Raw genomic sequence first — 24,492 nt, 5'->3', positions numbered from 1 at the left:
GTACCGAGCCGCTGTCCGACGCGAGCCCACACCCCCCGGCGGGGTGTGGGCTCGCGCGTTTCCCGCCGTAGGGGCGGGGGCGCTACCAGGAGGACTTGGTGACTCCGGGGAGGAGTCCGGCGTGGGCCTGCTCGCGCATGCGGACACGGGAGAGGCCGAACTTGCGCAGGTGCCCGCGGGGGCGGCCGTCCACGCCGTCCCGGTTGCGCACGCGGGTCGCGCTGGCGTCGCGGGGCTGCCTGCGCAGCTCCGCCAGGGCGCCGGTGCGCTCGGCCCCGGTCGAGGACGGGCGGCGCAGCACCTCCTTCAGCTCGGCGCGCCGGGCGGCGTAGCGCTCGACGACCGCCTTGCGCCGCTCATTCCGGGCGATCTTGCTCTTCTTCGCCATCAGACCTTCACCCCCCGGGCCCTGATCCGGGCCACGGCCGCCTCGACGCCGATCACGTCGACGGTCTTGATCGCCTTCGCGCTCAGCGTCAGGCGGACGTACCGGCCCTCACCGGCCAGCCAGTAGCGCTTGCGCTGGATGTTGGGGTCGAAGCGGCGGGAGGTGCGCCGGTGGGAGTGGGAGATGGTGTTGCCGAAGCCGGGCTGGGCTCCGGTCAGTTGGCAGTGGGCGGACACGAGTGTTACCTGCCTCTCTCTGAGCCGGGATCGTTATTGGAAACGATTTCCATTCCCGTATAGTAGCCCGCATGGCACGCAACGAAGTACGACCGGTCATCAAGCTCCGCTCCACCGCGGGGACCGGCTACACCTACGTCACCCGCAAGAACCGGCGTAACGACCCGGACCGGATGGTGCTGCGAAAGTTCGACCCGGTCGTCCGCCGGCACGTCGACTTCCGCGAAGAGCGCTGACCCCCTCCCCCAGAGAGAGCCGCCCCATGAAGCCCGGAATCCACCCCGCCTACGGCCCCGTCGTCTTCCGTGACAAGGCCGCCGACTTCGCCTTCCTCACCCGCTCCACCGCCACCAGCGACAAGACGGTCGAGTGGGAGGACGGCAACACCTACCCCGTCATCGACGTGGAGATCTCCTCGCAGAGCCACCCCTTCTACACCGGCACCGCCCGCGTCCTGGACACCGCCGGGCGCGTCGAGCGCTTCGAGCGCCGCTACGGGGGCACGGCATGACCCTGCCCGTCGTCATCGTCGGCGGACTGCACCGGGACGCCCGCAAGGAGGTCGTGGACCGCCTGCTGCACTCCGTACCGGGCAGCGTCGCCCTCCACCACGACCTGTCCACGGCCCCGGCGGGCACGGTCCTGCGGCTGGTGCGCGAGGCCTCGGGCGAGCTGTCCCGCGGCGAGGCCCCCCTCGTCAACGACTGCGCCTGCTGCGCGCTGCGCGAGGACCTGGTCCCCGAACTGGAGCGGCTGGCCGCCGCCGGCTCGGCCCGGCTCGCCGTCGTCGAACTCTGGGACTCCGTCGAACCCAGGGCGATGGCCGAGGTCGTCGCCGCGCACGGCGCCGACGCCCTCGACCTCACCGGTGTGATCACCGCGGTCGACCCGGCGCTGGTCCTGCCCTGCCTCGCCAACGGCGACGACCTGGCCGAGGTGGGCCTCGCCGCGGCCGCCTCCGACCAGCGGACGGTCGGGGACACCTGGGCGCGGCAGCTGGAGTACGCCCCCGTCCTGGCCCTCGTCGACAGCGAGGACGCCGACGAAGAGGACCGCGCCCTGCTCACTCAGCTCCACCCGACCGCCCGCCAGGTGTCCTCCGGGTCCCGAGAGCTCGTCCACGCGGCCTTCGCCGGCTTCGACGTGGAATCGGCGGGCGCCGCCCAGCACCCGGCCTGTGCCCGGCTGCCCCAGGAGGCCGACGAGGCGGGGGTCACCACATTCGTCTGGCACCGCCGCCGCCCCTTCCACCCCGAACGCCTCTACGCGGCCCTGGAGGACCTCAGCTGCGCAGCCGCCCGCAGCCGCGGGCGCTTCTGGCTCGCCGACCGCCCCGACACCCTGCTGGCCTGGGACGCGGCGGGCGGCGCGCTGTGCGTGGAGAACGCGGGACCCTGGCTGGCCTCCCTGCCGGACGCCGCCTGGGAGATGGTGGCCCCGATGCGCAGGGCGGCCGCCGCGCTGGACTGGCATCCCGAGCACGGGGACTGCTGCCAGCACCTCGTCTTCACCTCACCCGGTCTCGACCGGGACGGCCTGGCACAGCTCCTGGAGTCCTGCCTGCTCACGGACGCCGAGTACACCGCCGGCCGCGAGGCCTGGAAGAGGCTTCCCGCCGCCTTCGACTCCCTCCTCGACCCCGTCTCCTGAACCTCCCGGACCGGCAAGGTCCGCTCCAAATCCCGACCCACCGCAAGGAAGTCCCCATGGCACGCCGTCCGGCCCCCCACAAGCCGCTGAAGTCCCGCCCCAACCCGCTGCACGCGGCGAAGATCACCTACATCGACTACAAGGACACCGACCTGCTGCGGAAGTTCATCTCCGACCGCGGGAAGATCCGCAGCCGCCGCATCACCCGCGTGACGGCCCAGCAGCAGCGGCAGATCGCCACGGCGATCAAGAACGCCCGCGAAATGGCCCTGCTCCCCTACGTCAGCCGGTAGGCCTCCGGGGGCGGCCCCCGACCGTCCCGATCCGGCCGTCCGGCGGCGGGTTGCAGTCCCTCCGGCGCCGGGCCGGGCGCAAAGGGCCCGGTGAGGGTTACGGTCTTATGACCGTTTGCCGAAACCGGTACGTATTCCTCGTCGGGGAGGAACAGCTGGGATGAGCGACGCACCTCTGTACCTGGAACCGCGGCTGGCACCACGTCTGGCGTCCCTGCTGGACACGGCCGGCTTCCCGCACGCCCTCGTGGACGGGCTCGGATCGCCCCTGAACCTCGTACTGCCGCAGCAGTTCGCGCAGAACGTGGCGGAATTCCGCTCCGTCCTGCGTCGCCACCGCCTCGGCGGCCGGATCTACTACGCGCACAAGGCCAACCGCTCCAGCGCACTGGTCCGGCGGCTCAGCACCACCGACGCCGCACTCGACGCCGCATCGCTCGGCGAGCTGCAGCACGCGCTCGCCTCGGGGTTCACCGGTGACCGGATCATGGTGACCGGGCCGAAGGACCCCGAGTTCCTCTGGCTCGCCGCGCGCTGCGGGGCGACCGTCAACGCCGACGGGGCCGCGGAACTGGCCGACGCGGCCGCCCTCGTGGGCGCGTACGGCCTGCCGCGGCTGCGGGTACTGCTGCGCCTGTCCGAGTTCGAGGTCTCCGGAGCCAAGGTGCTGTCGCGCCGCAGCCGCTTCGGAACCTCCGTCAAGGCCCTGGACGGGCTGCTCGACGTACTCGAACGGCACCGGGACGCGCTGGAGCCGATCGGTGTCGGCTACCACCTCGACACGACGAGCCTGGACGAGAAGGCGACCGCGCTGGAGGGCTGTCTGCGGGCCACCGAGGAGTTACGGATCCGGGGGTTCCAACCCTGCGTCATCGACGTAGGCGGCGGCTTCGGCGTCAACTACCTGGCCCACGCCGCCCAGTGGGAGCGGTACACCACCGAACTCACCCATGCCGTGATGGGCCGGCGGCCACCGCTGACCTGGGGCGGACACGGCTACGGCCTGCGCGTGGAGAACGGCACCCTCAAGGGGGCCCTGGGCCTGTACCCGGCGCACCGCCCGCTCGCCGGCGCCGCCTACCTCGACGAGCTGCTCTCCCTCCCGGCGCCCACCCTGGGGCGCCCGCTGGGCACGCTGCTCCTGGAGAGCCTGTGCGACCTGTACGCGGAACCCGGCCGGGCCCTGACGGACCAGTGCGGGGTCACCCTCGGCCGGGTGCTGGAGGTACGGCCCCCCGAGGGCGGCGGCCACGGCCACCTCGTACGCCTCGCCCTGAACGCGGGGGACGTGGGCCTGGAGGACCACGGGGTGCTCGTGGACCCCGTACTCCTGCGCCGCGACACCGTCGCGCCCGACACCGGCGGGCCGGTCGGCGTCCACCTCCTGGGCAACCTCTGTCTGGAGGCGGATCTGATCACCCGCCGGACGGTGTTCCTGCCCGGGCTGCCGCGGCCGGGCGACCTGCTCGCCTTCGCCAACACGGCCGGCTACTGCATGGACTTCACCGCCACCGGCGCCCAGCAGCAGCCCACGGCCCGCAAGGCCGCCGTGGACGAGGAGAACGGCTCCTGGGGCTGGTGCCTCGACGAGCAGTACTGGCCGGTCACACGTACGGGGGGACGGTCCGCATGAGGTACGACAGCATCACCGACGCCATCGGCAACACCCCGCTGGTCCGCATCGATCCGGCCGTGCACGGCCTGCGCCACATCGACCTGTACGCCAAGCTGGAGATGCTCAACCCCTTCGGCTCGCTGAAGGACCGGGCCGCCTGGAACATGGTGCGCGACGGCCTGCCGGGCGCACGGGAGCGCGGAGAGACCGTGGTCGAGCTGTCCAGCGGGAACACCGCCAAGGCCCTGGCCCTCATCGCCGGAATGCACGGACTGCCGTTCAAGAGCGTCACCAACCGGATGCGCGTCCCGGAGATCAAGGACCTGCTCCTGCTGCTGGGGGCCGAGATCGAGGAGCTGCCCGGCCGCAGCGAATGCCTGGACCCGACGGACACCGACGATCCGCTGACCCTCTTCCACCAGCAGCTCAGCCACCCGGGCGGCGCCCACCTCCACACGGACCAGTACTTCAACGCCCTCAACACCGAGGCGCACGCGACGGGTACCGGTCCGGAGATCGTCGCCGATCTGGACGGGCTCGCCCCGGACTGGTTCATCGCCTGCGTGGGGACCGCCGGTTCGTCCACCGGGGTGGCCTCGGCGCTGCGCGCCCACGATCCCGCCGTGCGGGTGGTCGGTCTGGTCGGGGAGAAGTCCGACTTCATCCCCGGTATCCGCACCATCGACGAGGTGCAGGAGGTCGGCATATTCGACCCCGCCACCTACGACACGATCGAGTCGGTGAGCGCGGACGAGGCCCTCGACGGGATGCTGACGCTGCTGCGCCGCTGCGGGCTGCTGGCCGGGCCGACCGGCGGGGCGGCGTACTTCGGGGCGGTGCGCCATCTGCGGGCGCTGGACCACGAGAGCACCGGGCCCGGGCGCAGGACGGCCGTGTTCATCGTCTGCGACCGGGTGGAGAGCTATCTCGGCTACGTGCGCCGGCGCCGCCCGGAGCTGCTCGGCAGGCCGACGGTGGGCAACTCGGTGGCCACGCTGACCGAGGCCGAGGTCCGGTCGGCCTCCGTGATCGAGGTCGGCGACGCGCGCAAGTGGCTGGAGGAGGGCCGTCCGCTGGTGGTCGACCTGCGCGGCCCGTTCGCGTACGCCGCGCTGCACATCGACGGCTCGGTGAACATCGTGGACGAGCTGTTCGACGAACTCGTCCGGGGCGGACTGCCGTTCAGCAAGCGGCAGCCGGTGCTGCTGGCCTGCCCGGTCGGCGAGAAGTCCGCCCGGTACGCGGCCCTGCTGACGCGGATGGGCCACCCCGACGTACGCAGTCTCGCGGGCGGCATCGTCGCCTGGCGGGACGCCGGAGCACCTCTGGTGCGTGACTGACATGGCGGCGGACCCCACGGGGGACCTCACGGAACTGGCGTCCTGGCAGCGCGGGCTGCGCGCCCAGTTCCCGATCGTGCTCGGCCATCCCGGTCTGGTGTACCTGGACAGTGCGGCGACCGCGCAGAAGCCGCAGGCCGTCCTGGACGCCGCAGGGGACTACCTCGTCCGCTCGAACGCCAACGCGGGCCGGGGCTCGTACCCGTGGGCCAACACCACGACGGCCCTGGTGGAGGGCGCCCGCGACCGGGTCAAGGAGTTCCTCGGGGATCCGCGGCCGGACCGGTCCACGGTGCACTTCACCAGCGGGGCCACGGAAGGGCTGCGCACCCTGGCGCGGGACTGGCTGCCGGGCCTGCTGGGGGACGGGGACGAGATCGTCGTCCCGTTCGGCGACCATCAGGCGAACCTGTCGCCGTGGCTGGAGGCCCAGGAGCTGCTGGCCCGCCAGGGGGTCCGCGTCCGGGTACGGGAGCTGCCCCGCCAGGAGGGTTCCGGGGACTACGACCCCCGGGCGCTCGAAGCGATCACCGGACCGCGCACCCGGTTCGTCGCGGCCACCCACGTGCACCACGTGCACGGGGTGGACATGAACGTGCACCGCATCCGCCGGGTGGTCGGGCCGGACGTGCCCATCTGCCTGGACGCCGCGCAGAGCGTCGGCCACCTCCCGGTGTCCGTGGCCGGCCTCGACGTGGACTTCGTGGTGTTCTCCGGCCACAAGGCCATGGCGCTGCCGGGCACCGGCGCGGTCTGGGCGCGCGGGCAGCGGGGGCCCGCCTTCCGGCCGGGCGGCTGGAGCGGTACGCCGAACACGGTCGGGATCGTCTCCCTGGCGGCGGCCCTGGACTGGCTCGACGGCGCGGGCGTCGAGCGCATCGAGCGCTGGACGGTGGCGCTGACGTCCCTGCTGACCGACGGGCTCGCGCGGATGCCCGCGTACGAGGTCCTCGGCTGCCGCTCCAGCCTGGCGGCCGCGTCGGCGGTGCAGCGGCGGCGCAGCATCGTGACGTTCCGGCACCGCGGGATCGACGCCCAGGACCTCGGGTTCATCCTGTTCAGCCACGGGTTCATGGTGCGCTCCGACGGGCACTGCCAGGCCGGGGTGTCGGACAAGGAGGGGTCGGTACGGGTGAGTCTGCACGTGCACAACACACCCGAGGAGATCACGGAGTTGCTCACCACCCTCGCCAATCTGCAATGATTTCCATTATGGGCGTGAGTACGGCGACGGCGGCGCGTTGGGTGGAGCGCTGGGAGAGCCAGCAGCAGCGGTACGCGGTGGACCGGGAGGAGAGATTCACGGTCATGGGCGATGTCGTCGAGCACGTGACGCTCGGGCAGCCCGCGCCGCTGGTGCTCGACCTGGGCAGCGGTCCGGGGGCGCTGGCCTCACGGCTGGCCGCCCGGCTGCCGGCCGCCGAGGTGCTGGCCGTCGACGCCGATCCCCTCCTGCTGGAACTGGGCAGCTCCTACTACGGGCCGGCCCTGCGCTACGTCGAAGCGGTGATCGGCGAGCCCGGCTGGCTGGACGCGCTCGCCCTGGACCGCCCGGTGGACGCGGCCGTGTCGGCGACGGCCCTGCACTACCTGGGCGAACGCACCCTACGCCGGGTCTACCGGGAGCTGGCGGCGCGACTGCGCCCCGGCGGCGTCCTCGTCAACGGCGACCACATCAGCCCGGACGCGACGGCGGTCTCCCGGCTCGCCCTGCACATCGGGCGCCGCCGCTCGCAGCGCCACCTGGACAGCGCCGAGGACTGGGAGTCGTGGTGGGCGGAGGCGGCCGCGGACCCGGAGCTGGCGCCCCGTCTCGCACGGTGCGAACCGCACCGGCATCCCGAGTGCGAGGGGAACGACCTGACCCTGTCGGGCCACCTCGCCCTGCTGCGCGAGGCCGGATTCGGGCACGCCGGGACCGTCTGGCAGTTCGGGCACAGCCACGTCGTGGTCGCCGTCCGCTGAGCCCCCGTGGCGACGGCCCGGTTGGCGGCCACCTCGCGGGGTAGCCCTGGGTACGGACGGCGGCGGTCACGAGGAGCCGCCGGCCCGCGGGGCCCCGGCCCCGCGCCCGTCACCGAGTCCAGGAGTCATGTGTGTCTGCCGCGTCGAGTTATGCGTCCGGGGTGTGTGAGGTGCCGCTGCTGGGCGACACGATCGGAGAGAACCTGGACCGCACCGTCCGCAGGTTCCCCCGCCGCGACGCGCTGATCGACCGGGCCGCCGGGCGCCGGTGGACGTACGCGGAGCTGGCCGCCGACGTGGACGCCCTCGCGCTCGGGCTGCTGGACCTCGGCATCGCCAAGGGGGACCGCGTCGGCATCTGGGCTCCCAACCGCGCCGAGTGGACCCTCGTGCAGTACGCCACCGCCAAGATCGGTGCGGTCCTCGTCACCGTGAACCCCGCCTACCGCTCGCACGAACTCGCCTACGTGCTCCAGCAGTCCGGGATCCGGCTGCTGGTCGCGGCGGACCGCTTCAAGAGTTCCGACTATGCGGCGATGATCGAGGAGGTGCGTCCGCGCTGCCCGGATCTGGAGTTCGTGGCGCTGCTGGAAGGCCCCCTCTGGGCCTCCCTGCTGGAGCGGGGCCGACGCGGTGACCCGGCCGACCTCGTACGGGCGCAGGCGGCGCTGAGTCCCGACGACCCCATCAACATCCAGTACACCTCGGGGACCACCGGCTTCCCCAAGGGCGCCACCCTCTCCCACCACAACATCCTCAACAACGGTTACTTCGTGGGCGAGTTGTGCCACTACACGGAGCACGACCGGGTCTGCATCCCGGTGCCGTTCTACCACTGCTTCGGCATGGTGATGGGAAATCTCGCGTGCACCAGCCACGGCGCGGCCATGGTGATCCCCGCGCCGTCCTTCGACCCCGCGGCCACACTGGCCGCCGTCGAGGCGGAGTCCTGCACCTCGCTCTACGGGGTGCCCACCATGTTCATCGCGGAGCTGGCCGACCCCGGCTTCGCCACGTACGACCTGTCCAGCCTGCGCACGGGCATCATGGCGGGCTCGCCCTGTCCGGTCGAGGTGATGAAGGAGGTCATCGACCGCATGGGGATGGCCGAGGTGTCCATCTGCTACGGGATGACGGAGACCTCGCCGGTGTCGACGCAGACCCGCGCGGACGACTCGGTCGAGCGCCGGGTGTCGACCGTGGGCCGCGTCGGGCCGCACCTGGAGGTCAAGGTGGTGGACCCGCACACCGGACGGACCGTGCCCCGGGGAGAGCCGGGCGAACTGTGCACCCGCGGCTACTCGGTCATGCTGGGCTACTGGGCCGAACCGGAGCAGACCGCCGAGGCGGTGGACGCGGCGCGCTGGATGCACACCGGCGACCTCGCGGTCATGGACGACGAGGGCTACCTGAGCATCACGGGCCGTATCAAGGACATGGTGATCCGCGGCGGGGAGAACCTCTACCCGCGCGAGATCGAGGAGTTCCTCCACACCCACCCCGACGTCCTGGACGTCCAGGTCATCGGCGTTCCCGACCCGAAGTACGGGGAGGAGCTGATGGCGTGGGTCCGGATGCGCGAGGGCGCGCAGCCTCTGACGGCGGGCGCCGTCCGCGCGTACTGCGACGGACGGCTGGCCCACTTCAAGATCCCGCGCTACGTCCACGTCGTGGGGGAGTTCCCCATGACCGTCACCGGGAAGATCCGCAAGGTCGAGATGCGCGAGACGGCGGCCCGGCTGCTCGGCCTTCCGGGTTAGACAGCGGCCGTCAGGGGCGCGGGGACAGCTCGGCCATGGCGCTCCAGCCCTGACCGGGCACCTCGACGTTGATGATCTCCGGGGTCGTGGCGATGGCTCCGGCCAGCGTTTCCATCCCGGCCTTGAAGTGCGCGGACGCGACGTGCGCGGCGCCCGCCTCGGCGTCGGCGAAGGCCTCCAGGAGGGTGTACTTGTTCGGGTCGTCCACGCTGCGCGACCAGTCGTAGAAGAGGTTCCCCGGCTCGTTGCGGGTGGCCCGGGTGAAGTCGTCGACGAGCGCGAGCCAGTTGTCGCTGTGCTCCGGGCGGACGTCGAACCTGACGGCTATGAAAATCATGGCTTCAGCCTGGCAGCCGGAGCCGGGGGCCGCACCCCGGGTCCGGCCGGATTCCGGCAGGGCCGGAAACCCCCGTCAGGGACTCAGTGCCGCGGCCCGCGCGAGCGCGGTACGGATCTCCGCCGGGCGCCGCCGGAACTCCTCGGTGGGCAGTGACACCGACAGGGCGTGCACGGCGTCGTCCTCGCGCGGCCGGGGCAGGGCCACGGCCACGCAGGTGTACGCGGGATCGGCCTCCCCGAGCGAGACCGCGTAGCCCTGCCCGCGCACCCGGGCCAGCTCCGCCTCCAGGGCGTCGGCGCTGACGATGGTCGAGCCGGTCAGGCGGGCCATCCCGTGCTCGGCGAGGTAGCGCCGCCGGGCCGGCCGGGGCAGCTCCGCGAGCAGCGCCTTGCCGTGCGCGGTGGCGTGCGCCCGGGTCTCGCGCCCCGGCCCGAAGGGGTTGGCGGTGTCCGTGACCGGGGCGGTGGTGTCGACGACGGTGATGAGGCCGCCCCGGTAGGCCGTGTAGTACGCCTCGGCGCCGGTGGCCCGGCGCAGCCGGGCCAGCAGGTCGGTCATCCGCCCGGCGGGCTCCAGATGGCGAAGGTAGTCCCGGTGCAGCCGGGGGATGCGCGGTCCCGGCACGTATCCGCGCGGTGTGCGCAGGAGGTAGCCACGCTCCGTGAGCGGGGCCAGCAGGTGGTAGGCGGTGGACAGCGAGCAGCCCGCCTGCCGCGCCAGCGCCTTGGCGCTGACCGGACCCGTCGTATCGGCCACGGCGTCGAGGAGCGCCAGTGCGCGGTCGACGGACTGCGGACCGGTCTGCGGCATGGCGGCTTCCCCCCGGGGCGAACGGCACGACGGAACACGAGCCTACGGGTCCGGGCGCGGCCCTCCGAAACAGCCCGCCCGACGTGACTCCTGTCACTTCGAGTGACGGATGGGACATGACTCCGGGGGCACGGGGCACGCGCGGTTCTTGCGAGACCACCGCGGGCCCACCGCGGTGCCGGAACCGGAGGTACAGCGCGTCGTGTCGGAAGAGAAGACCATTCACATCGCCGGGACCTGGCGGCCGGCCGTGTCGGGGGCGGTCAGGGAGGTCCTGGACCCCGCGGACGCCGAGCCCTTCGCCGTGGTCGCCGAGGGCGGCGCGGCGGACACCGACGCGGCCGTCGGCGCCGCACGGGCCGCCTTCGACGCCGGCGAGTGGCCGGGCACCCCGGTCGCCGAGCGCGCCGCGCTGCTGCGCCGTACGGCCGACCTGCTCCAGCGCGACCGCGAGCGCATCGGGCTCCTGGAGAGCCGGGACGCGGGCAAGACGCTCGAAGAGGGCCGCATCGACGTGGACTGCGTCAGCGACGCCTTCCGCTACTTCGCCGACCTCGTCGTCAACGAGGGCGCCGGGCGCGTCGTGGACGCCGGCTCCCCCGAGATCCACAGCGTGGTCGTGCACGAGCCGGTCGGGGTGTGCGCCCTGATCACCCCGTGGAACTTTCCGCTGCTACAGGCCAGCTGGAAGATCGCACCGGCCCTGGCGGCGGGCAACACCTTCGTGATCAAGCCGAGCGAGATCACCCCCCTGACCACGGTGGCGCTGATCGGGCTGCTGGTGGAGGCGGGTCTGCCCGCCGGTGTCGCCAATCTGGTGACCGGCCCCGGCGATCCGGTCGGCGCGCGCCTGGCCGAGCACCCCGACGTCGACCTGGTCTCCTTCACCGGCGGCCTCGCCAGCGGTACGAAGGTCATGCGCGCGGCCGCCGACACGGTCAAGAAGGTGGCCCTGGAACTCGGCGGGAAGAACCCCAATGTGGTCTTCGCCGACGCGTGCGCCACCGAGGCGGGTTTCGACACCGCCGTCGACCAGGCCCTCAACGCGGCCTTCCTGCACAGCGGCCAGGTGTGCTCGGCCGGTTCGCGGCTGATCATCGAGGAGTCGCTGAGCGAGCGGTTCGTCGCCGAACTCGCCCGCCGCGCCGACCGGATCCGCCTCGGCCGCGGCACCGACCCGGGCGTGGAGTGCGGACCGCTGGTCTCGGCCGCCCAGCTCGCGCGGACCGAGGCGTACGTGGCCTCCGCGCTCGAGGAGGGCGCCGTACTGCGCGCCGGGGGCCGACGCCCCGAGGGGCCCGGCCACTTCTACCGCCCGACCGTCCTCGACCGCTGCCACCGCGGGATGCGGGTCGTACGGGAGGAGGTCTTCGGGCCGGTCCTGACCGTGGAGACCTTCCGTACCGAGGCCGAGGCCGTCGCCCTGGCCAACGACACCGAGTACGGGCTGGCCGGCGGGGTGTGGACGGCGGACCAGGGCCGCGCCCGGCGGGTGGCCGGGCGGCTGCGCCACGGCACCGTCTGGATCAACGACTTCCACCCCTACCTGCCGCAGGCCGAGTGGGGCGGCTTCGGCAAGTCCGGCATCGGGCGCGAGCTCGGCCCGGCCGGCCTCGCCGAGTACCGCGAGACGAAGCACGTCTACCAGAACCTCGCTCCGCGCCCCGTGCGCTGGTTCGCGGGCTGAAAGGGCAAGAGAGATGACCACGACCACGACGCAGCACCCCGAGCACGAGCACGAACGTGAGCGCGAGGACGAGCAGGCGTACGACTACGTCGTCGTCGGCGGCGGCACCGCCGGTTCGGTGATCGCCTCGCGCCTCACCGAGGACCCGGACGTCACCGTCGCCGTCATCGAGGGCGGGCCGAGTGACGTCGACCGCCCCGACGTGCTCACCCTGCGCCGCTGGATGGGCCTGCTCGGCGGGGAACTCGACTACGACTACCCCACCACCGAACAGCCCCGCGGCAACTCGCACATCCGGCACAGCCGGGCCCGCGTACTCGGCGGCTGCTCCTCGCACAACACCCTCATCGCCTTCAAGCCGCTGCCCTCCGACTGGGACGAGTGGTCGGCCGCGGGCGCCGAAGGGTGGCACGCGGCCGCCATGGAGCCGTACTTCGACCGGCTCCTCAACAACATCGTCCCGGTCGGCGAGGCGGACCGCAACGCCATCGCCTCCGACTTCGTGGAGGCCGCCCGGGGCGCGCTGGGCGTGCCCCGTGTCGAGGGCTTCAACCGGAAGCCGTTCCACGAGGGCGCCGGTTTCTTCGACCTCGCCTACCACCCGGAGACCAACAAACGCTCTTCGGCCTCGGTGGCCTACCTCCACCCGGTCATGGACAGCCGGCCCAACCTCCGTCTGCTGCTGGAGACCTGGGCCTACCGCCTGGAGCTGGACGGCACCCGGGTCCGGGGAGTGCACGTACGGGACAAGGACGGCACCCGGTCGCTGGTCACCGCCCGCCGCGAGGTGCTGGTGTGCGCGGGCGCCGTCGACACCCCGCGGCTGCTGCTGCACTCCGGCATCGGCCCGCGCGAGGACCTGGAGGCCCTCGGCATACCCCCGGTCCACGATCTGCCCGGGGTCGGCGAGAACCTGCTCGACCACCCCGAGTCGGTGATCGTCTGGGAGACGGACGGGCCGATCCCCGAGAACTCCGCGATGGACAGCGACGCGGGGCTGTTCGTCCGGCGCGACCCGGACTCCCCCGGGCCGGACCTGATGTTCCACTTCTACCAGATCCCCTTCACCGACAACCCGGAGCGACTGGGCTACGAACGCCCCGCGCACGGCGTCTCGATGACCCCCAACATCCCCAAGCCGCGCAGCCGCGGCCGCCTCTACCTCACCAGCGCGGACCCCGAGGTCAAACCGGCCCTCGACTTCCGGTACTTCACGGACGAGGAGGACTACGACGGCCGGACGCTGGTGGACGGCATCAAGCTGGCCCGCGAGATCGCCGCGACCGAGCCGCTGGCGGGCTGGCTGCGGCGCGAGGTCTGCCCGGGCCCGGAGATCACCGGCGACGAGGAACTCAGCGCGTACGCCCGCTCGGTGGCCCATACCGTCTACCACCCCGCCGGGACCTGCAAGATGGGCGCCGCCGATGACGAGACCGCCGTGGTGGGCCCGGACCTGAAGATCCGCGGGCTCGACGGCGTCCGGATCGCCGACGCCTCCGTCTTCCCCACGATGCCCGCTGTCAACCCGATGATCGGAGTACTCATGGTCGGCGAGAAAGCCGCCGAGCTGCTGGGCGGCGAGGCCCGGTGAACGCCCCGAGCACGAACACCGGCAAGAGCGCGGCCCGCTCCGACGACGGCTCTCCCGTCTTCTCGGTCAGGGGCCTGTGGAAGGTCTTCGGCCCCGAGGGTGAGGCCGCGAAGGTGCCGGGCTCCGCGCACGCGGCGCTGCCCGCCGCCGAGCTGCGCGAGCGGACCGGCTGCACCGCCGCCGTCCGCGACGTCGCCTTCGACGTCCGCAAGGGCGAGGTCTTCGTCGTCATGGGCCTGTCCGGCTCGGGCAAGTCCACGCTGGTGCGCTGCCTGACCCGGCTGATCGAGCCCACCGCCGGCTCCCTGTCCATCGACGGCGAGGACGTCCTGGCGATGGACGCGGGCCGGCTGCGCGCACTGCGCCGCCACCGCGCCGCCATGGTCTTCCAGCACTTCGGTCTGCTGCCGCACCGCACCGTCCTCGACAACGTCGCTTACGGCCTGGAGATCCAGGGCGTCAACCGCGCCGACCGCCGCGCCAAGGCCGCCGAGATGGTGGCCAAGGTCGGCCTCGACGGACTGGAGAAGCGCAGGCCCGGGCAGCTCTCCGGCGGTCAGCAGCAGCGCGTGGGGCTCGCCCGCGCGCTCGCCGCCGACCCGGAGGTACTCCTGTTCGACGAGCCGTTCAGCGCGCTCGACCCGCTGATCCGCCGTGAGATGCAGGAGGAGGTGGCCCGCCTCCACCACGAGGAGGGTCGCACGATGGTCTTCATCACCCACGACCTGGCCGAGGCCCTCCGCCTGGGCGACCGGATCGCGCTGATGCGCGACGGCCGGATCGTCCAGCTCGGCACCCCCGAGGAGATCGTGGGATCGCCCGCCGACGACTACGTACGGGACTTCGTCCGCGACGTGCCGCGCGAGCAGGTGCTCACCGTGCGCGGCGCGATGCGTCCCGCGGCGCCCGGCGAGGCCGACCGGGGTCCCGCCCTGTCCCCCGGCACGACCGTCGCCCAGGCCATCGAGGCGGTCGCCCGCGGCGGCGCTCCGGCGCGGGTCGTGGAAGACGGGCGGTGCCTGGGCGTGGTGGACGACGCGGCGCTGCTCGCGGTGGTGGCCGGCCTGTCCGCGGTGCGGCCGGGGGAGGTGGCCGCATGAGGGACCGTACGTGTGTCCCCGTTCCCGGCCGGGGGAGGTGGCGCGGATGACCACGACCACCACGTCCGTACGGGAGCCCGGCGAGCCGGGGCGGCCCGGCCGCCCGGCCGCCCGGCCCGGAACCTCCGGGCGCCGCCGGAGCACGGCTCCGGCTTCCCCGGCCCGCCGGGTGCGGGCCCTGCTCGCGCGCCGCACCGGGCGCACGCTGCTGCCCCTCGCGGTGGCCGCGCTGGTCCTCGTACCGCTCGCGCTCGTCCTGCCCGGTGCGGGCAGCTGGCCGGCCGCGCTGGCCGTCGACCTGTCCGGGCCGCTCGGCCGGGCCGGCGACTGGATCATCGACAACCGGGACAGCCACCCGCTCTTCCTCTACTTCTTCGGCCACGTCAGCAACGCCGTGGTGGTGTCGGTCCGCGCCGTCTACGTGGTGCTGCTCGCCGCGGGCTGGACGGGCGTCACCGCGTTGGCCGGGCTGGTCGCCTGGCGCCTCGCGGGCGTCCGCCTCGCCCTGACCTGCGTCGCCGCGTTCGCCGCCTGCGGGCTGCTCGGCATGTGGGTACCGACGATGCAGACCCTCGCGCTGATGGTCGTGGCCGTCGCCTCGTCCGTGGTGGTCGGCGGCCTGCTCGGGCTGGCCGCGGGGCTCTCCCCGCGGGCCGACCGAGCGCTGCGCCCGGTCCTGGACACCATGCAGGTGCTGCCCGCCTTCGCGTACCTGCTGCCGGTGGTGCTGGTCTTCGGCATCGGCGTGCCCGCCGCCGTGCTCGCCACCGTGGTGTACGCCGCCCCGCCGATGGCCCGGCTCACCGCGCTCGGGCTGCGCGGGGCCGACGCCGGTGTGCTGGAGGCCTCGGCCTCGCTCGGCGCGACCGGACGGCAGCGCCTGCTGACCGCGCGGCTCCCGCTGGCCCTGCCGAAGCTCCTGCTGGGCGTCAACCAGGCCGTGATGACGGGGCTGTCGATGGCCGTCATCGCCTCCGTGATCGGCGCGGGCGGTCTCGGCGACCGGGTCTACCAGGCCCTCGCCTCGGTCGACGTGGGTGCCGCGCTCGCCGCCGGGATCCCCATCGTGCTGCTCGCCGTGGTGCTGGACCGCACCGCCGACGCGGCGGGCCGCCGGCTGGGCACCGACCCGGTCGACCCCGAGGAGCAGCACCTGCTGCGGCGGGTGTTCGCCGGATGGTACGGGCGCCTGCTCACGGTCCTCGCGGCGGTCGCCGTCGCGGTCGCGGGCCGCATGCTGGGCACCTCGCTGTGGCCGGGGTCCTGGACCGTACCGATCGCGGAGCCCGTCAACCGCGCGGTCGCCTGGATGACCGACCACCTCTACTCCGGCGTGCCCGTGGTCGGTGGCACCGCGCAGTGGGCGGCCGGCTTCACCGGCTGGGTCCTCGACCCGCTGCGCAGCGGGCTCCAGGCCCTGCCGTGGTGGCTGGTGCTGCTGCTGGTCGCCGCGCTGGGTCTGCTCGCCGGCACCTGGCGCACCGCGCTGACCGCCGTCCTCGCCATGGCCGCCATCGGCGTCCTCGGGGTGTGGGAGGCCTCGCTCGACACGCTCTCGCAGGTGCTCGCCGCCGTCGCCGTCACCCTGGTGCTCGGCTTCGCGATCGCCGTCGGGGCCGCGCGCAGCGCCCGTGCCCAGCGGCTGCTGCGTCCGGTGCTCGACGTGTGCCAGACCATGCCGCAGTTCGTCTACCTCATCCCGGTGGTCGCCCTGTTCGGCGTCGGGCGGGCGCCCGCCGCGGCTGCCGCCGTCGTGTACTCGCTGCCCGCCGTCGTGCGCATCACCGTCCAGGGGCTGGCCGAGGTGAACCCGGCGGCCCTGGAGTCGGCGCGCTCGCTCGGGGCCACCCGCTCGCAGCAGCTGCGGCAGGTGCAACTTCCGCTGGCGCGGCCCGCGTTGCTGCTGGCGGTCAATCAGGCGGTGGTCCTCGTCCTCGCCGTCGTCATCATCGGCGGCCTGGTGGGCGGTGGCGCGCTGGGCTACGAGGTCGTCCTCGGTCTCGCCCAGGGCGACCTGGCCACCGGACTGGTGGCGGGCGCCGCGATCGTCTGCCTGGGCCTGGTGCTCGACCGTGTCACCCAGCCCGCGAAGGAGGCCTGACATGCCGGACCGACAGCAGGGGCGCGCCCCGCGCCGCCGTACCCGTACCGCCCTGACCGCCGCCGTGGGCTGCCTCGCGCTGCTCACCGGCTGCGGCGCGGCCGACATGACCCGCCAGTCCTCCCCGTACGCGGCCGCCGAGGACGCAAAGACCGTCACGCTCTCCGTGCAGTCCTGGGTCGGCGCCCAGGCGAACACCGCCGTCGCCGCATATCTGCTCAAGCACGAGCTCGGCTACCGCGTGGACACCGTCCAGGTCGACGAGGTCCCCGCGTGGGACGCGCTCAGCCAGGGCCGCGTCGACGCGATCCTGGAGGACTGGGGCCACCCCGAGCAGGAGAAGCGGTACGTCGAGGGCAAGAAGACCATCGAGCCGGGCGGCGAGCTGGGAGTGACCGGCCACATCGGGTGGTTCGTCCCCACCTACTTCGCCGAGGCGCATCCGGACGTCACCGACTGGAAGAACCTCGACAAGTACGCGGACCAGCTGCGCACGCCCGAGAGCCGCGGCAAGGGGCAGCTGCTCGACGGCTCCCCTTCCTACATCACGAACGACAAGGCGCTGGTGAAGAACCTGGACCTGGACTTCGAGGTCGTCTTCGCCGGGTCCGAGGCCGCGCAGATCACCCAGATCAAGCAGTTCGCGAAGGAACGCAAGCCGTTCCTGACCTACTGGTACAAGCCGCAGTGGCTGTTCGAGCGGGTCCCGATGACGGAGGTGGAGCTCCCCGCGTACACGCCGGGCTGCGACGCCGATCCGGAGGCGGTCGCCTGTGCCTATCCGCACACGCCGCTGCAGAAGTTCCTCAACGCCCGCTTCGCGCAGTCGGGCGGGAAGGCGGCCGCGTTCCTGAAGGCGTTCCGCTGGACGACGCAGGACCAGAACGAGGTGTCCCTGATGATCGCCGAGGAGAAGCTGTCGCCGGAGCAGGCGGCGAAGAAGTGGGTGGAGGGCAACCGCGCGGTGTGGGAGCCGTGGCTGAACTGATCCGCCCGGTTCCGGGAACCGCCGGAGGCCGCCGCACCCGTGAAGGGGTGCGACGGCCTCCGGCCCGCTTCGGCGGCCCGCTACTGGGCGGACACCTTCAGCAGCTTGTTCGGGGTGCCCGTGCTGGGGTTGGTGATCTTGCCAGCGGTGGCCCCGGTGGTCAGGGCCTCGGAGACCTGCGCCGGTGTGGCGTCCTTGTGGGCGGCCAGGTAGAGGGCCGCCGCTCCGGCGACGTGCGGGGCCGCCATGGACGTCCCCGAGATGGTCTTCGTACCCGTGTCGCTGTCGTTCCAGGCCGAGGTGATGTCCGAGCCGGGTGCGTAGAGGTCCACGACGGAGCCGAAGTTGGAGAAGGAGGACTGGGAGTCGTCCGCCGTGCTGGAGGCCACCGTGACGGCCTCCCGGACGCGCGAGGGCGAGCCCTGTCCCGCGTCGCTCGACTCGTTGCCCGCGGCGACGGCGAAGGTGACACCGCCGGCGACGGCCCTGCGCACCGCCTCGTCGAGCGCCTCGTCGGCGCCGCCGCCGAGGCTCATGTTGGCCACGGAGGGCCCGTTGTGGTTCTTGGTGACCCAGTCGATGCCCGCGACGACCTGCTCGGTGGTGCCGGAGCCGTTGTCGTCGAGCACGCGGACGGCGACGATCTTCGCCTTCTTCGCCACGCCGTGGGCCTCGCCCGCGACGGTGCCCGCGACGTGCGTGCCGTGGCCGTTCCCGTCGTCCGCGCTCTGGTCGTTGTCCACGGCGTCGAAGCCGTGCTGGGCCCGTCCGCCGAAGTCCTTGTGCGTGATCCGGACTCCGGTGTCGATGACGTACGCCGTCACGCCCTCGCCGCCCGCGTCGGGGTACGTGTACTTCTTGTCCCCGGGCGTCGCCGTCTGGTCGATGCGGTCCAGGCCCCAGGACGGCGGGTTCTGCTGGGTGGTGTTCAGCGAGAACGTCTTGTTCTGGACGACCTTGTCGACAGTGGGGTCGGCCGCCAGCCGTTTGGCGTCGGCCTCCGAAAGCCCGGACGCCGAGAAGCCGTTGACCGCGGAGCTGTACTCGCGCCGCAGTTCGCCGCCGTACTTCTTGGCGAGCGCCTGCTTGTCCGCGTCCCGGTCGAGCATCACGATGTAGCTGCCGCTGAGCGCGCCGGGCGCGCCGAGTCCGTACACCGTTCCCTCGGCCGGAGTCGTCGCACCGGCGAAGGGAGTTAAGAGTATTCCGGCGCCGGCCGCGGTCGCGACCCCCGTGAAGACCGCCAGAAGGCGGATCCGGCGGGACCGGGTGCGGGTGTTCCTGTGAGTTGACATGAAGAAGGTGCTCCTCGTGTTGACGTGTGGGGCGTCAAAACGCGCTGGCGCGCGAACCCCTGCGGAGCCGGAAGATCTCCGGGGGTTGGTTCGAAACCCTGACCGATTCACGGGAGCGATTCAAGGTCGCCCAGGCCCTCTGCCTTATTCAACAAGGTTTCTTAAGGGGACCTCCCCGTCGGCTCCTCGGAACGGACACACTCTTCGAATCTTCTGCACAAGTACGGCACTTCCCGTGTGCGTCCGCGAACGTGTGTATACGAAAAGCCCCCCGGCCGGACGCAGCGGCGGGGGGTGACGGGGCGACAGCGGGGGGTGATGCGGGGGGAGTTGGTCAGAGGCCGTCGACATCGCCGGGGCCCGGGGGGACCTCGGGCGGGGGCCAGCGGGGCGTCGCGCGGGCGGAGGTGAGCTGGTCCACCACCTCGGCCAGGTCCTGGCAGGCCTGTTCGATCCGCATCCGGATGTTGATGTGCTCCGTGACGAGCGCCGACAGCAGCAGGGAGGTCAGGGCCGCACTGCCGTTGAGCGCCTGGAGGTTGACCATGCTCTCGGTCAGGGTGTGGCGGGCGAAGGGGCCGATGAGGTCGATCGCCGCCGCGTTCGCCAGTACGGACACCAGCAGCATGCACGGGGCACTACCCGCCAGCTGGAAGCGCAGGGCGGCCCAGATGAGGACCGGGAAGACGAGGAAGAGCAGCGCGAGCTCGCTCCTGGTCGCCAAGAGGGTGACGGCCACGGCGGTCACCGCCAGGGCGCTCGCCTCGGCCCACCGGTAGGTGTCGCGGGGCATGCGGGCCCGGCTCAGGACCAGGAGCAGCGGCGTGACCACGAGCACGCCCATGGCGTCTCCCGCCCACCAGGTCCACCAGGTGGTCCAGAATCCGCTCGCCGGGATGCTGCCGGTGATCCGCAGCAGCCCGGCTCCGACCGTGGCGCTGATCAGCATCGGCACCAGGCCGCCCAGGAAGACCAGGGCCACGCCGTCCCGGAGCCGGTCCAGCCCGGTCCGGAAACCGGCGAGGCGGAGCAGCAGGCAGGCACAGACGGGCGCGAGGGTGTTGCCCGCGAGGATCCCCACGCCGACGGGCTCGAAGGGGCCGATCGTCTGGATCACCAGGTAGGTGCCGAGGGCGATCCCCGGCCAGACGCCGAGTCCCAGCCGGAGCAGGCAGGCGAGGGCGATGCCCGTGGGCGGCCACAGCGGGGTGACGACCGCCCCCTCGATCACCACCTGCTGGAGCAGGCCGATCCGGCCGCCCGCGTAATAGGCGCCGGCCACGGCAAGGATCCGGAGCACAGCCAGGCACAGACGTCGGAAGCCCTCGGTGCGCATCACTTCATCAGACAGGAGCCGGTGCCCGTCGGCCGCGCGTGACACGCGCTACGGCTGCGCGGCGTCCGCCCTGTGGCCCCGTCCGGGCACCCGGCCCCGGTCCACCCGGCCCCGTCACCCGGTGCGTCGACCGGCCCCGTCACCCGGTCCCGCCGGCCGCCCCGTCCGGTCCGGGGCCGCGTCATGCCTGAGGACGAGTACCGCCGCGTCGTCCGCGTGGCCGGTGGAGTCGGCGACCTTCATCACCTCGGCGGCCAGCTCGCCGGGGTCCGCCCCCGCGCCCGCCCGGACCACCTCGGCCACCCGTTCGAGCCCGGCCTCGATGGGGAAGGACGGGCCCTCGACGACGCCGTCGGTGAGCAGGACGTAGGAACCGGCCGTGTCCAGCCTGCGCCGGGTCACGGGGTAGCTGCCGCCGGGCAGCATGCCCAGCGGCAGACCGCCTTCGTCCTCCACGACGCCGTACCGGCCGTCGATCGTGGCCCAGACGGCGGGCACGTGGCCCGCGCGGGCGCTCTGGATCTCCCGGGCGACCGGGTCGAAGCGAACGAAGGTGCAGGTCGCGAAGAGGTCGCAGTCCACGGAGAGCAGCAGGTCGTTGGCGCGGCTCAGGACTTCCCCGGGGTCGGCGGCGTGCGCGGCCACCGCCCGTACGGCGATCCGGACCTGCCCCATGAAAGCGGCCGCCTCGACGTCGTGGCCCTCCACGTCGCCGATGGAGAAGCCCAGTGCGCGCCCGGGCAGCCGGAAGCCGTCGTACCAGTCGCCGCCCACGCTCAGCCCGTGCCGGGCGGGCGCGTACCGGGCGGCGGTGCGCAGCCCCGGCACGGCGGGCAGGGCGGCGGGGAGGATCTCCCGCTGGAGCGCTTCGGCGAGCTCCACCCGGGCCTGGTGGAGCTCCGCGCCTTCCTTGGCCTGCGCCGTGAGCCGCCCGAGCCGGGCCAGCAGGTCGTCGGCGCTCGCCGACCGCGTGGACCGATGGGGGGTCATGGACGGCTCCGAGATGCTTCGACGTACGTCAGCTTCCAGGCCCTGGCTCAAGAACCCCGTTCATCATATTTCCTTGGCCTGCCGCCCACACCCCGGCCGTGTTCCGGTGCGGCGCCGCGCAGCCCGCCCCGGTCCGCGGAACGGGCCGGAACGGCCGTCGCCGTGATCACGCCGGCGGCCGTTCCGGCCAGGTCAGCGGCCGGATCCGGCCGGATGCAGTGCCGACTGCGCGCAGGTGGCGAAGGTCCGCTGGTGGTAGACCAGCGGGGGGTGCGGTTCCGAGACCGCGTACTGCACCGCCCCCTGCACGATGACGTGGTCCCCGCCCGGCGTCAGGGAGGCCACCTCGCAGGCCATCCAGGCCGGGACGCCGGGGAGCCTCGGCACTCCCCCGTGGTTGCTCAGCGGGATCCCGGCCCCCTTGTCGCGGCCCTTGCCGGCGAAGGCGCGGGCCCAGTCCTCCTGGCCGTCGGCCAGTACGTTGACCCCGAACCGGCCGGCTTTGCGGATGATCCCCAGCAGCTCGGAGTCCTCCGCGAGGGCGACCATGACCAGGGGCGGGTTGCGGGACAGCGAGGCCACCGCGCTGACGGTCGTACCGTGCGCGCGCGTGCCGTCGTAGGCCGTGACCACGGTCACGGCGCAGGGGAAGGACGCCATCGCGTCCCGGAAGGCGGCGTCGTCGACGGCAGGTGCTGCCGCGTGCCCGTTCATGCCCGCTCCGTCGCGGCCCTGCGCCGCAGCAGCTTCGGCCCGGCCACGGCCAGTACGGCGCCCACGAGCATGAACAGGGAGCCGATCAGCTGGCCCGTGCCGATGGACTCGTCCAGGAGCAGGAAGGACAGCACCGTGCCGGAGACGGGGACCAGGAACATCAGCACCGACGCGGTCGTGGGGCCGACCTGGCGCACGCCGCGGTAGAACAGCGCGTACGCGATCGCCGTGGGGCCGAGCACCAGGAAGGCCATCGTCCACCAGAAGCCGCCCGAGAGGCCGCCCCAGGCCACGTCGCCCACGTCCGGGACGGCGAGGGCGGCCAGCATCAGCGAGCCGAAGGCCATGGAGTAGGCCGTGGCCCTGACCGGCTCGATCTGTACCAGGATGCGCTTGCCGATCATGGTGTAGGCGGCCCAGCCCACGGCCGCGACCACATAGGCCAGCTCGCCCAGCAGCCGGTCCCGGCCGCCGCCGGACTCGGCGACGCCGAAGAAGAAGAGCACCGCGCCCGCCGCACCGGCGGTGAGGCCCGCCACCCGGTGCCACTGGGCCTTCTCCCAGCGCAGCAGCAGCGCGGCGGCCGTGGTGAGGATGGGGCTCAGGATGGGCACGATGATCGCGCCGTCCACGGCCGGCGCGTAGGTGAGGCCGAAGAACAGGACGGCGTTGTACACGAAGACGCCGAGGAAGCCCGCGATGGCCAGCGGCCGGATCTCGGACTTGCTGATACCGGCCTTGCCGGGCAGGAGCAGCGGCAGGATCAGCAGCAGGACGAGGGCTCCCGAACCGAACCGGACGGCCGCGGCCACGCTGTGGGGTATGTCCTCCACGACGATCTTCGAGACCACGAAGCCGCTGCCCCACAGCGCCATCGTGATCAGCAGGGGCGGCAGGGGGTGGTTCAGGCCCGTTGGAGCCCGGCCCGTGGTGGCGGTGGCGTCCTTCGCGTCAGTGGACATGTGCGGGTGTCTCCGGCTGCTCGGGCAGGCTGCTCAGCGAAACGGCCAGTTCTTCCGTGGACAGGCCGCTGTCGTCGAGCGTTCCCTGGAGGTGGGCGTCGTAGGCCGCGAGGTCGAACTGGCCGTGCCCGCTCAGGCAGAGCAGGATGACCGGTTCCGCGCCCTCGGCCGTGGCCTTGCGGGCCTCGACGATGGCGGCGTGCACGGCGTGGGAGGACTCGGGCGCCGGGATGATGCCCTCGGCTCGCGCGAACTCCAGGCCGCTGGCGAGGACTTCGTTCTGGCCGTAGGCGACGGACTCGATGGTGCCCGTGGAGTACAGGGAGCTGACGATCTTCGCCGTGCCGTGGTAGCGCAGTCCGCCGGCGTGGATGGCCGCCGGGGAGAAGGCGTGTCCCAGCGTGTACATCTTCTGCAGCGGGGTGGCGCGCGAGGAGTCGGTGAAGTCGTAGCGGTAGACGCCGCGCGTCAGCTTCGGGCAGGCGGTCGGCTCCACCGCGACGCACCGGGGGCCCTGGCCGCCGCGCAGCTTGTCGCGGAGGAAGGGGCCTGCCAGGCCGCCGAAGTTGCTGCCGGCGCCCAGGCTCGCGATGACCACGTCGGGCTGCTCGCCGTACGCGGCCATCTGCTCCTGCGCCTCCAGGCCGATGACGGTCTGGTGCAGGAGGGAGTACGACTCACCGCTGCCGGTGGCGAAGCGGCTGCCGCTGTCGCGCCGCGCGTCCTCCAGCGCCTCCGCCATGGCGATGGCGAGGCTGCCGCCGGTCCCCGGGTTCTCGGCGAGGGCCTCGCGCCCCGCGTCCGTGCCGGGGGTGGGGCTGGGGACGACGGTGGCGCCCAGCATCTCCATGACCACGCGCCGGTAGGGCTTGGCCTGGTAGCTGTTGCCGACCATGTAGACGTGGCATTCGAGACCGAAGGCGCGGCAGGCCGCCGCCAGAGCGGTGCCCCACTGGCCCGCGCCCGTGGCGGTCACCAGGCGCTTGGCGCCCGCCTGCTTGTAGTAGAAGGCCTGCGCGAGGGCGCTGTTCAGCTTGTGGCTGCCGCTGACGTTGCCGCCCTCGTACTTGTAGTAGATGCGGGCGCTGACGCCGAGCTCGCGCTCCAGCTTCTCGGCCCGGCGCAGCGGAGTGGGCCGGAACGCCCGGTAGTGCTCCAGGACCTCGGCGGGGATGGCGATGTCGCTCGCCTTGCTGAGCTCTTGGCGCACCAGGCCGGTCGGGATCTGCGGGTTGAGCCCGGGGCGGCCGCCCGGAGCGGGCAGGTCCGGCGCGATCGGCTCGGGCAGGTCGGGGATGATGTTGTACCAGGTGGTGGGGATGCTGGTCATG

General features: G+C 72.8%; 24 protein-coding genes. 14 read left to right on the top strand and 10 right to left on the bottom strand.

All coding sequences use genetic code 11. The features are described from left to right. Positions 1 to 82 precede the first annotated feature (82 nt). Positions 83 to 388 (bottom strand): 30S ribosomal protein S14, encoded by a 306-nt coding sequence (rpsN, locus tag OG447_RS20325; RefSeq protein ID WP_266938244.1) that lies wholly within the window; start codon positions 386 to 388, stop codon positions 83 to 85. Next, complete coding sequence (gene rpmB, locus OG447_RS20320) at positions 388 to 624, bottom strand: 50S ribosomal protein L28 (protein WP_266938243.1); 237 nt, start codon at positions 622 to 624, stop codon at positions 388 to 390. The genes rpsN and rpmB overlap by 1 nt, the downstream gene beginning before the upstream one ends. A gap of 71 nt (positions 625 to 695) precedes the next feature. On the opposite strand from rpmB, the gene rpmG reads away from it, so the two are divergent. From rpmG to OG447_RS20275, 9 genes are all read left to right on the top strand, one after another. Next, positions 696 to 860, top strand: coding sequence for a 50S ribosomal protein L33 (rpmG, locus tag OG447_RS20315; RefSeq protein WP_030965493.1), 165 nt, complete (start codon positions 696 to 698; stop codon positions 858 to 860). A gap of 26 nt (positions 861 to 886) precedes the next feature. Further along, on the top strand, positions 887 to 1,135 hold the full coding sequence (locus OG447_RS20310) for a type B 50S ribosomal protein L31 (RefSeq protein ID WP_266938241.1): 249 nt from the start codon (positions 887 to 889) through the stop codon (positions 1,133 to 1,135). Further along, positions 1,132 to 2,274 carry a GTP-binding protein gene (locus OG447_RS20305; protein WP_266938239.1) on the top strand — a complete coding sequence of 381 codons (1,143 nt, stop codon included), beginning with the start codon at positions 1,132 to 1,134 and terminating at the stop codon, positions 2,272 to 2,274. Before OG447_RS20310 ends, OG447_RS20305 begins: the two co-directional genes overlap by 4 nt. Before the next feature lie 56 nt (positions 2,275 to 2,330). Further along, positions 2,331 to 2,567, top strand: coding sequence for a 30S ribosomal protein S18 (gene rpsR, locus OG447_RS20300; protein WP_266938238.1), 237 nt, complete (start codon positions 2,331 to 2,333; stop codon positions 2,565 to 2,567). A gap of 160 nt (positions 2,568 to 2,727) precedes the next feature. Then, on the top strand, positions 2,728 to 4,200 hold the full coding sequence (locus OG447_RS20295) for a Y4yA family PLP-dependent enzyme (RefSeq protein ID WP_266938237.1): 1,473 nt from the start codon (positions 2,728 to 2,730) through the stop codon (positions 4,198 to 4,200). Then, entirely contained in the window at positions 4,197 to 5,522 is a 1,326-nt protein-coding gene (locus OG447_RS20290) for a pyridoxal-phosphate dependent enzyme (RefSeq protein WP_266938236.1), read from the top strand. The genes OG447_RS20295 and OG447_RS20290 overlap by 4 nt, the downstream gene beginning before the upstream one ends. 1 nt (position 5,523) lies before the next feature. After that, positions 5,524 to 6,726, top strand: a complete 1,203-nt coding sequence (locus tag OG447_RS20285; RefSeq protein WP_266938956.1) for an aminotransferase class V-fold PLP-dependent enzyme — start codon at positions 5,524 to 5,526, stop codon at positions 6,724 to 6,726. A gap of 8 nt (positions 6,727 to 6,734) precedes the next feature. Next, complete coding sequence (locus OG447_RS20280; protein ID WP_266938235.1) at positions 6,735 to 7,487, top strand: trans-aconitate 2-methyltransferase; 753 nt, start codon at positions 6,735 to 6,737, stop codon at positions 7,485 to 7,487. A 161-nt stretch (positions 7,488 to 7,648) separates the two neighbouring features. Continuing rightward, positions 7,649 to 9,247: an AMP-binding protein gene (locus OG447_RS20275; protein ID WP_323181797.1), complete on the top strand. Its 1,599-nt coding sequence runs from the start codon at positions 7,649 to 7,651 to the stop codon at positions 9,245 to 9,247. A gap of 10 nt (positions 9,248 to 9,257) precedes the next feature. Here OG447_RS20275 and OG447_RS20270 read toward each other — a convergent pair whose 3' ends face one another. Together OG447_RS20270 and OG447_RS20265 are read right to left on the bottom strand one after the other, a co-directional pair. Further along, a complete protein-coding gene (locus tag OG447_RS20270) occupies positions 9,258 to 9,584 on the bottom strand; it encodes a putative quinol monooxygenase (RefSeq protein WP_266938233.1) in 327 nt (108 codons plus the stop codon). A gap of 75 nt (positions 9,585 to 9,659) precedes the next feature. Then, the gene (locus tag OG447_RS20265) at positions 9,660 to 10,397 is read right to left on the bottom strand and encodes an IclR family transcriptional regulator (RefSeq protein ID WP_266938232.1); all 738 of its coding nucleotides are present in this window, start codon (positions 10,395 to 10,397) and stop codon (positions 9,660 to 9,662) included. Positions 10,398 to 10,599: 202 nt separating this feature from the next. On the opposite strand from OG447_RS20265, the gene OG447_RS20260 reads away from it, so the two are divergent. The 5 genes from OG447_RS20260 to OG447_RS20240 are packed head-to-tail and all read left to right on the top strand — an operon-like array spanning position 10,600 to position 17,864. After that, on the top strand, positions 10,600 to 12,084 hold the full coding sequence (locus OG447_RS20260) for an aldehyde dehydrogenase family protein (RefSeq protein ID WP_266938231.1): 1,485 nt from the start codon (positions 10,600 to 10,602) through the stop codon (positions 12,082 to 12,084). 13 nt (positions 12,085 to 12,097) lie between these two features. Then, positions 12,098 to 13,675 carry a GMC family oxidoreductase gene (locus tag OG447_RS20255; protein WP_266938230.1) on the top strand — a complete coding sequence of 526 codons (1,578 nt, stop codon included), beginning with the start codon at positions 12,098 to 12,100 and terminating at the stop codon, positions 13,673 to 13,675. Next, the gene (locus tag OG447_RS20250) at positions 13,672 to 14,775 is read left to right on the top strand and encodes a glycine betaine/L-proline ABC transporter ATP-binding protein (RefSeq protein ID WP_266938229.1); all 1,104 of its coding nucleotides are present in this window, start codon (positions 13,672 to 13,674) and stop codon (positions 14,773 to 14,775) included. The genes OG447_RS20255 and OG447_RS20250 overlap by 4 nt, the downstream gene beginning before the upstream one ends. Before the next feature lie 46 nt (positions 14,776 to 14,821). Continuing rightward, positions 14,822 to 16,876 (top strand): proline/glycine betaine ABC transporter permease, encoded by a 2,055-nt coding sequence (locus tag OG447_RS20245; protein WP_266938228.1) that lies wholly within the window; start codon positions 14,822 to 14,824, stop codon positions 16,874 to 16,876. Position 16,877: 1 nt separating this feature from the next. After that, positions 16,878 to 17,864 carry an ABC transporter substrate-binding protein gene (locus OG447_RS20240; protein WP_266938227.1) on the top strand — a complete coding sequence of 329 codons (987 nt, stop codon included), beginning with the start codon at positions 16,878 to 16,880 and terminating at the stop codon, positions 17,862 to 17,864. Positions 17,865 to 17,944: 80 nt separating this feature from the next. On the opposite strand, the gene OG447_RS20235 is transcribed toward OG447_RS20240, so the two are convergent. The 6 genes from OG447_RS20235 to OG447_RS20210 form a co-directional block, all read right to left on the bottom strand. Then, the gene (locus OG447_RS20235) at positions 17,945 to 19,159 is read right to left on the bottom strand and encodes a S8 family peptidase (RefSeq protein WP_266938226.1); all 1,215 of its coding nucleotides are present in this window, start codon (positions 19,157 to 19,159) and stop codon (positions 17,945 to 17,947) included. A 334-nt stretch (positions 19,160 to 19,493) separates the two neighbouring features. After that, positions 19,494 to 20,498: an MASE1 domain-containing protein gene (locus OG447_RS20230; RefSeq protein ID WP_266938225.1), complete on the bottom strand. Its 1,005-nt coding sequence runs from the start codon at positions 20,496 to 20,498 to the stop codon at positions 19,494 to 19,496. 111 nt (positions 20,499 to 20,609) lie between these two features. Further along, positions 20,610 to 21,485: a PP2C family protein-serine/threonine phosphatase gene (locus OG447_RS20225; RefSeq protein WP_266938224.1), complete on the bottom strand. Its 876-nt coding sequence runs from the start codon at positions 21,483 to 21,485 to the stop codon at positions 20,610 to 20,612. A 192-nt stretch (positions 21,486 to 21,677) separates the two neighbouring features. Beyond that, positions 21,678 to 22,199: a flavin reductase family protein gene (locus OG447_RS20220; protein ID WP_266938222.1), complete on the bottom strand. Its 522-nt coding sequence runs from the start codon at positions 22,197 to 22,199 to the stop codon at positions 21,678 to 21,680. After that, positions 22,196 to 23,161: a DMT family transporter gene (locus tag OG447_RS20215; protein WP_266938221.1), complete on the bottom strand. Its 966-nt coding sequence runs from the start codon at positions 23,159 to 23,161 to the stop codon at positions 22,196 to 22,198. The genes OG447_RS20220 and OG447_RS20215 overlap by 4 nt, the downstream gene beginning before the upstream one ends. Further along, on the bottom strand, positions 23,151 to 24,491 hold the full coding sequence (locus tag OG447_RS20210) for a TrpB-like pyridoxal phosphate-dependent enzyme (protein WP_266938220.1): 1,341 nt from the start codon (positions 24,489 to 24,491) through the stop codon (positions 23,151 to 23,153). Before OG447_RS20210 ends, OG447_RS20215 begins: the two co-directional genes overlap by 11 nt. Position 24,492 lies beyond the last annotated feature (1 nt).

Origin of the sequence: Streptomyces sp. NBC_01408 (assembly GCF_026340255.1) — a bacterium.
GTDB lineage: Bacteria > Actinomycetota > Actinomycetes > Streptomycetales > Streptomycetaceae > Streptomyces.
The sequence above is the reverse complement of the archived record's forward strand: the minus strand, read 5'-3'. Positions and strand labels throughout refer to the sequence as shown.

Coding starts and splice junctions, on each gene's coding strand:
- OG447_RS20295 (WP_266938237.1), top strand. CDS start 2,728: ATGAGCGACGCACCTCTGTACCTGGAACCGCGGCTGGCACCACGTCTG.
- OG447_RS20265 (WP_266938232.1), bottom strand. CDS start 10,397: ATGCCGCAGACCGGTCCGCAGTCCGTCGACCGCGCACTGGCGCTCCTC.
- OG447_RS20270 (WP_266938233.1), bottom strand. CDS start 9,584: ATGATTTTCATAGCCGTCAGGTTCGACGTCCGCCCGGAGCACAGCGAC.
- OG447_RS20305 (WP_266938239.1), top strand. CDS start 1,132: ATGACCCTGCCCGTCGTCATCGTCGGCGGACTGCACCGGGACGCCCGC.
- OG447_RS20215 (WP_266938221.1), bottom strand. CDS start 23,161: ATGTCCACTGACGCGAAGGACGCCACCGCCACCACGGGCCGGGCTCCA.
- OG447_RS20235 (WP_266938226.1), bottom strand. CDS start 19,159: ATGTCAACTCACAGGAACACCCGCACCCGGTCCCGCCGGATCCGCCTT.
- OG447_RS20285 (WP_266938956.1), top strand. CDS start 5,524: ATGGCGGCGGACCCCACGGGGGACCTCACGGAACTGGCGTCCTGGCAG.
- OG447_RS20290 (WP_266938236.1), top strand. CDS start 4,197: ATGAGGTACGACAGCATCACCGACGCCATCGGCAACACCCCGCTGGTC.
- OG447_RS20240 (WP_266938227.1), top strand. CDS start 16,878: ATGCCGGACCGACAGCAGGGGCGCGCCCCGCGCCGCCGTACCCGTACC.
- OG447_RS20280 (WP_266938235.1), top strand. CDS start 6,735: ATGGGCGTGAGTACGGCGACGGCGGCGCGTTGGGTGGAGCGCTGGGAG.
- OG447_RS20210 (WP_266938220.1), bottom strand. CDS start 24,491: ATGACCAGCATCCCCACCACCTGGTACAACATCATCCCCGACCTGCCC.
- OG447_RS20225 (WP_266938224.1), bottom strand. CDS start 21,485: ATGACCCCCCATCGGTCCACGCGGTCGGCGAGCGCCGACGACCTGCTG.
- OG447_RS20245 (WP_266938228.1), top strand. CDS start 14,822: ATGACCACGACCACCACGTCCGTACGGGAGCCCGGCGAGCCGGGGCGG.
- rpmG (WP_030965493.1), top strand. CDS start 696: ATGGCACGCAACGAAGTACGACCGGTCATCAAGCTCCGCTCCACCGCG.
- OG447_RS20220 (WP_266938222.1), bottom strand. CDS start 22,199: ATGAACGGGCACGCGGCAGCACCTGCCGTCGACGACGCCGCCTTCCGG.
- OG447_RS20310 (WP_266938241.1), top strand. CDS start 887: ATGAAGCCCGGAATCCACCCCGCCTACGGCCCCGTCGTCTTCCGTGAC.
- OG447_RS20255 (WP_266938230.1), top strand. CDS start 12,098: ATGACCACGACCACGACGCAGCACCCCGAGCACGAGCACGAACGTGAG.
- rpsR (WP_266938238.1), top strand. CDS start 2,331: ATGGCACGCCGTCCGGCCCCCCACAAGCCGCTGAAGTCCCGCCCCAAC.
- rpsN (WP_266938244.1), bottom strand. CDS start 388: ATGGCGAAGAAGAGCAAGATCGCCCGGAATGAGCGGCGCAAGGCGGTC.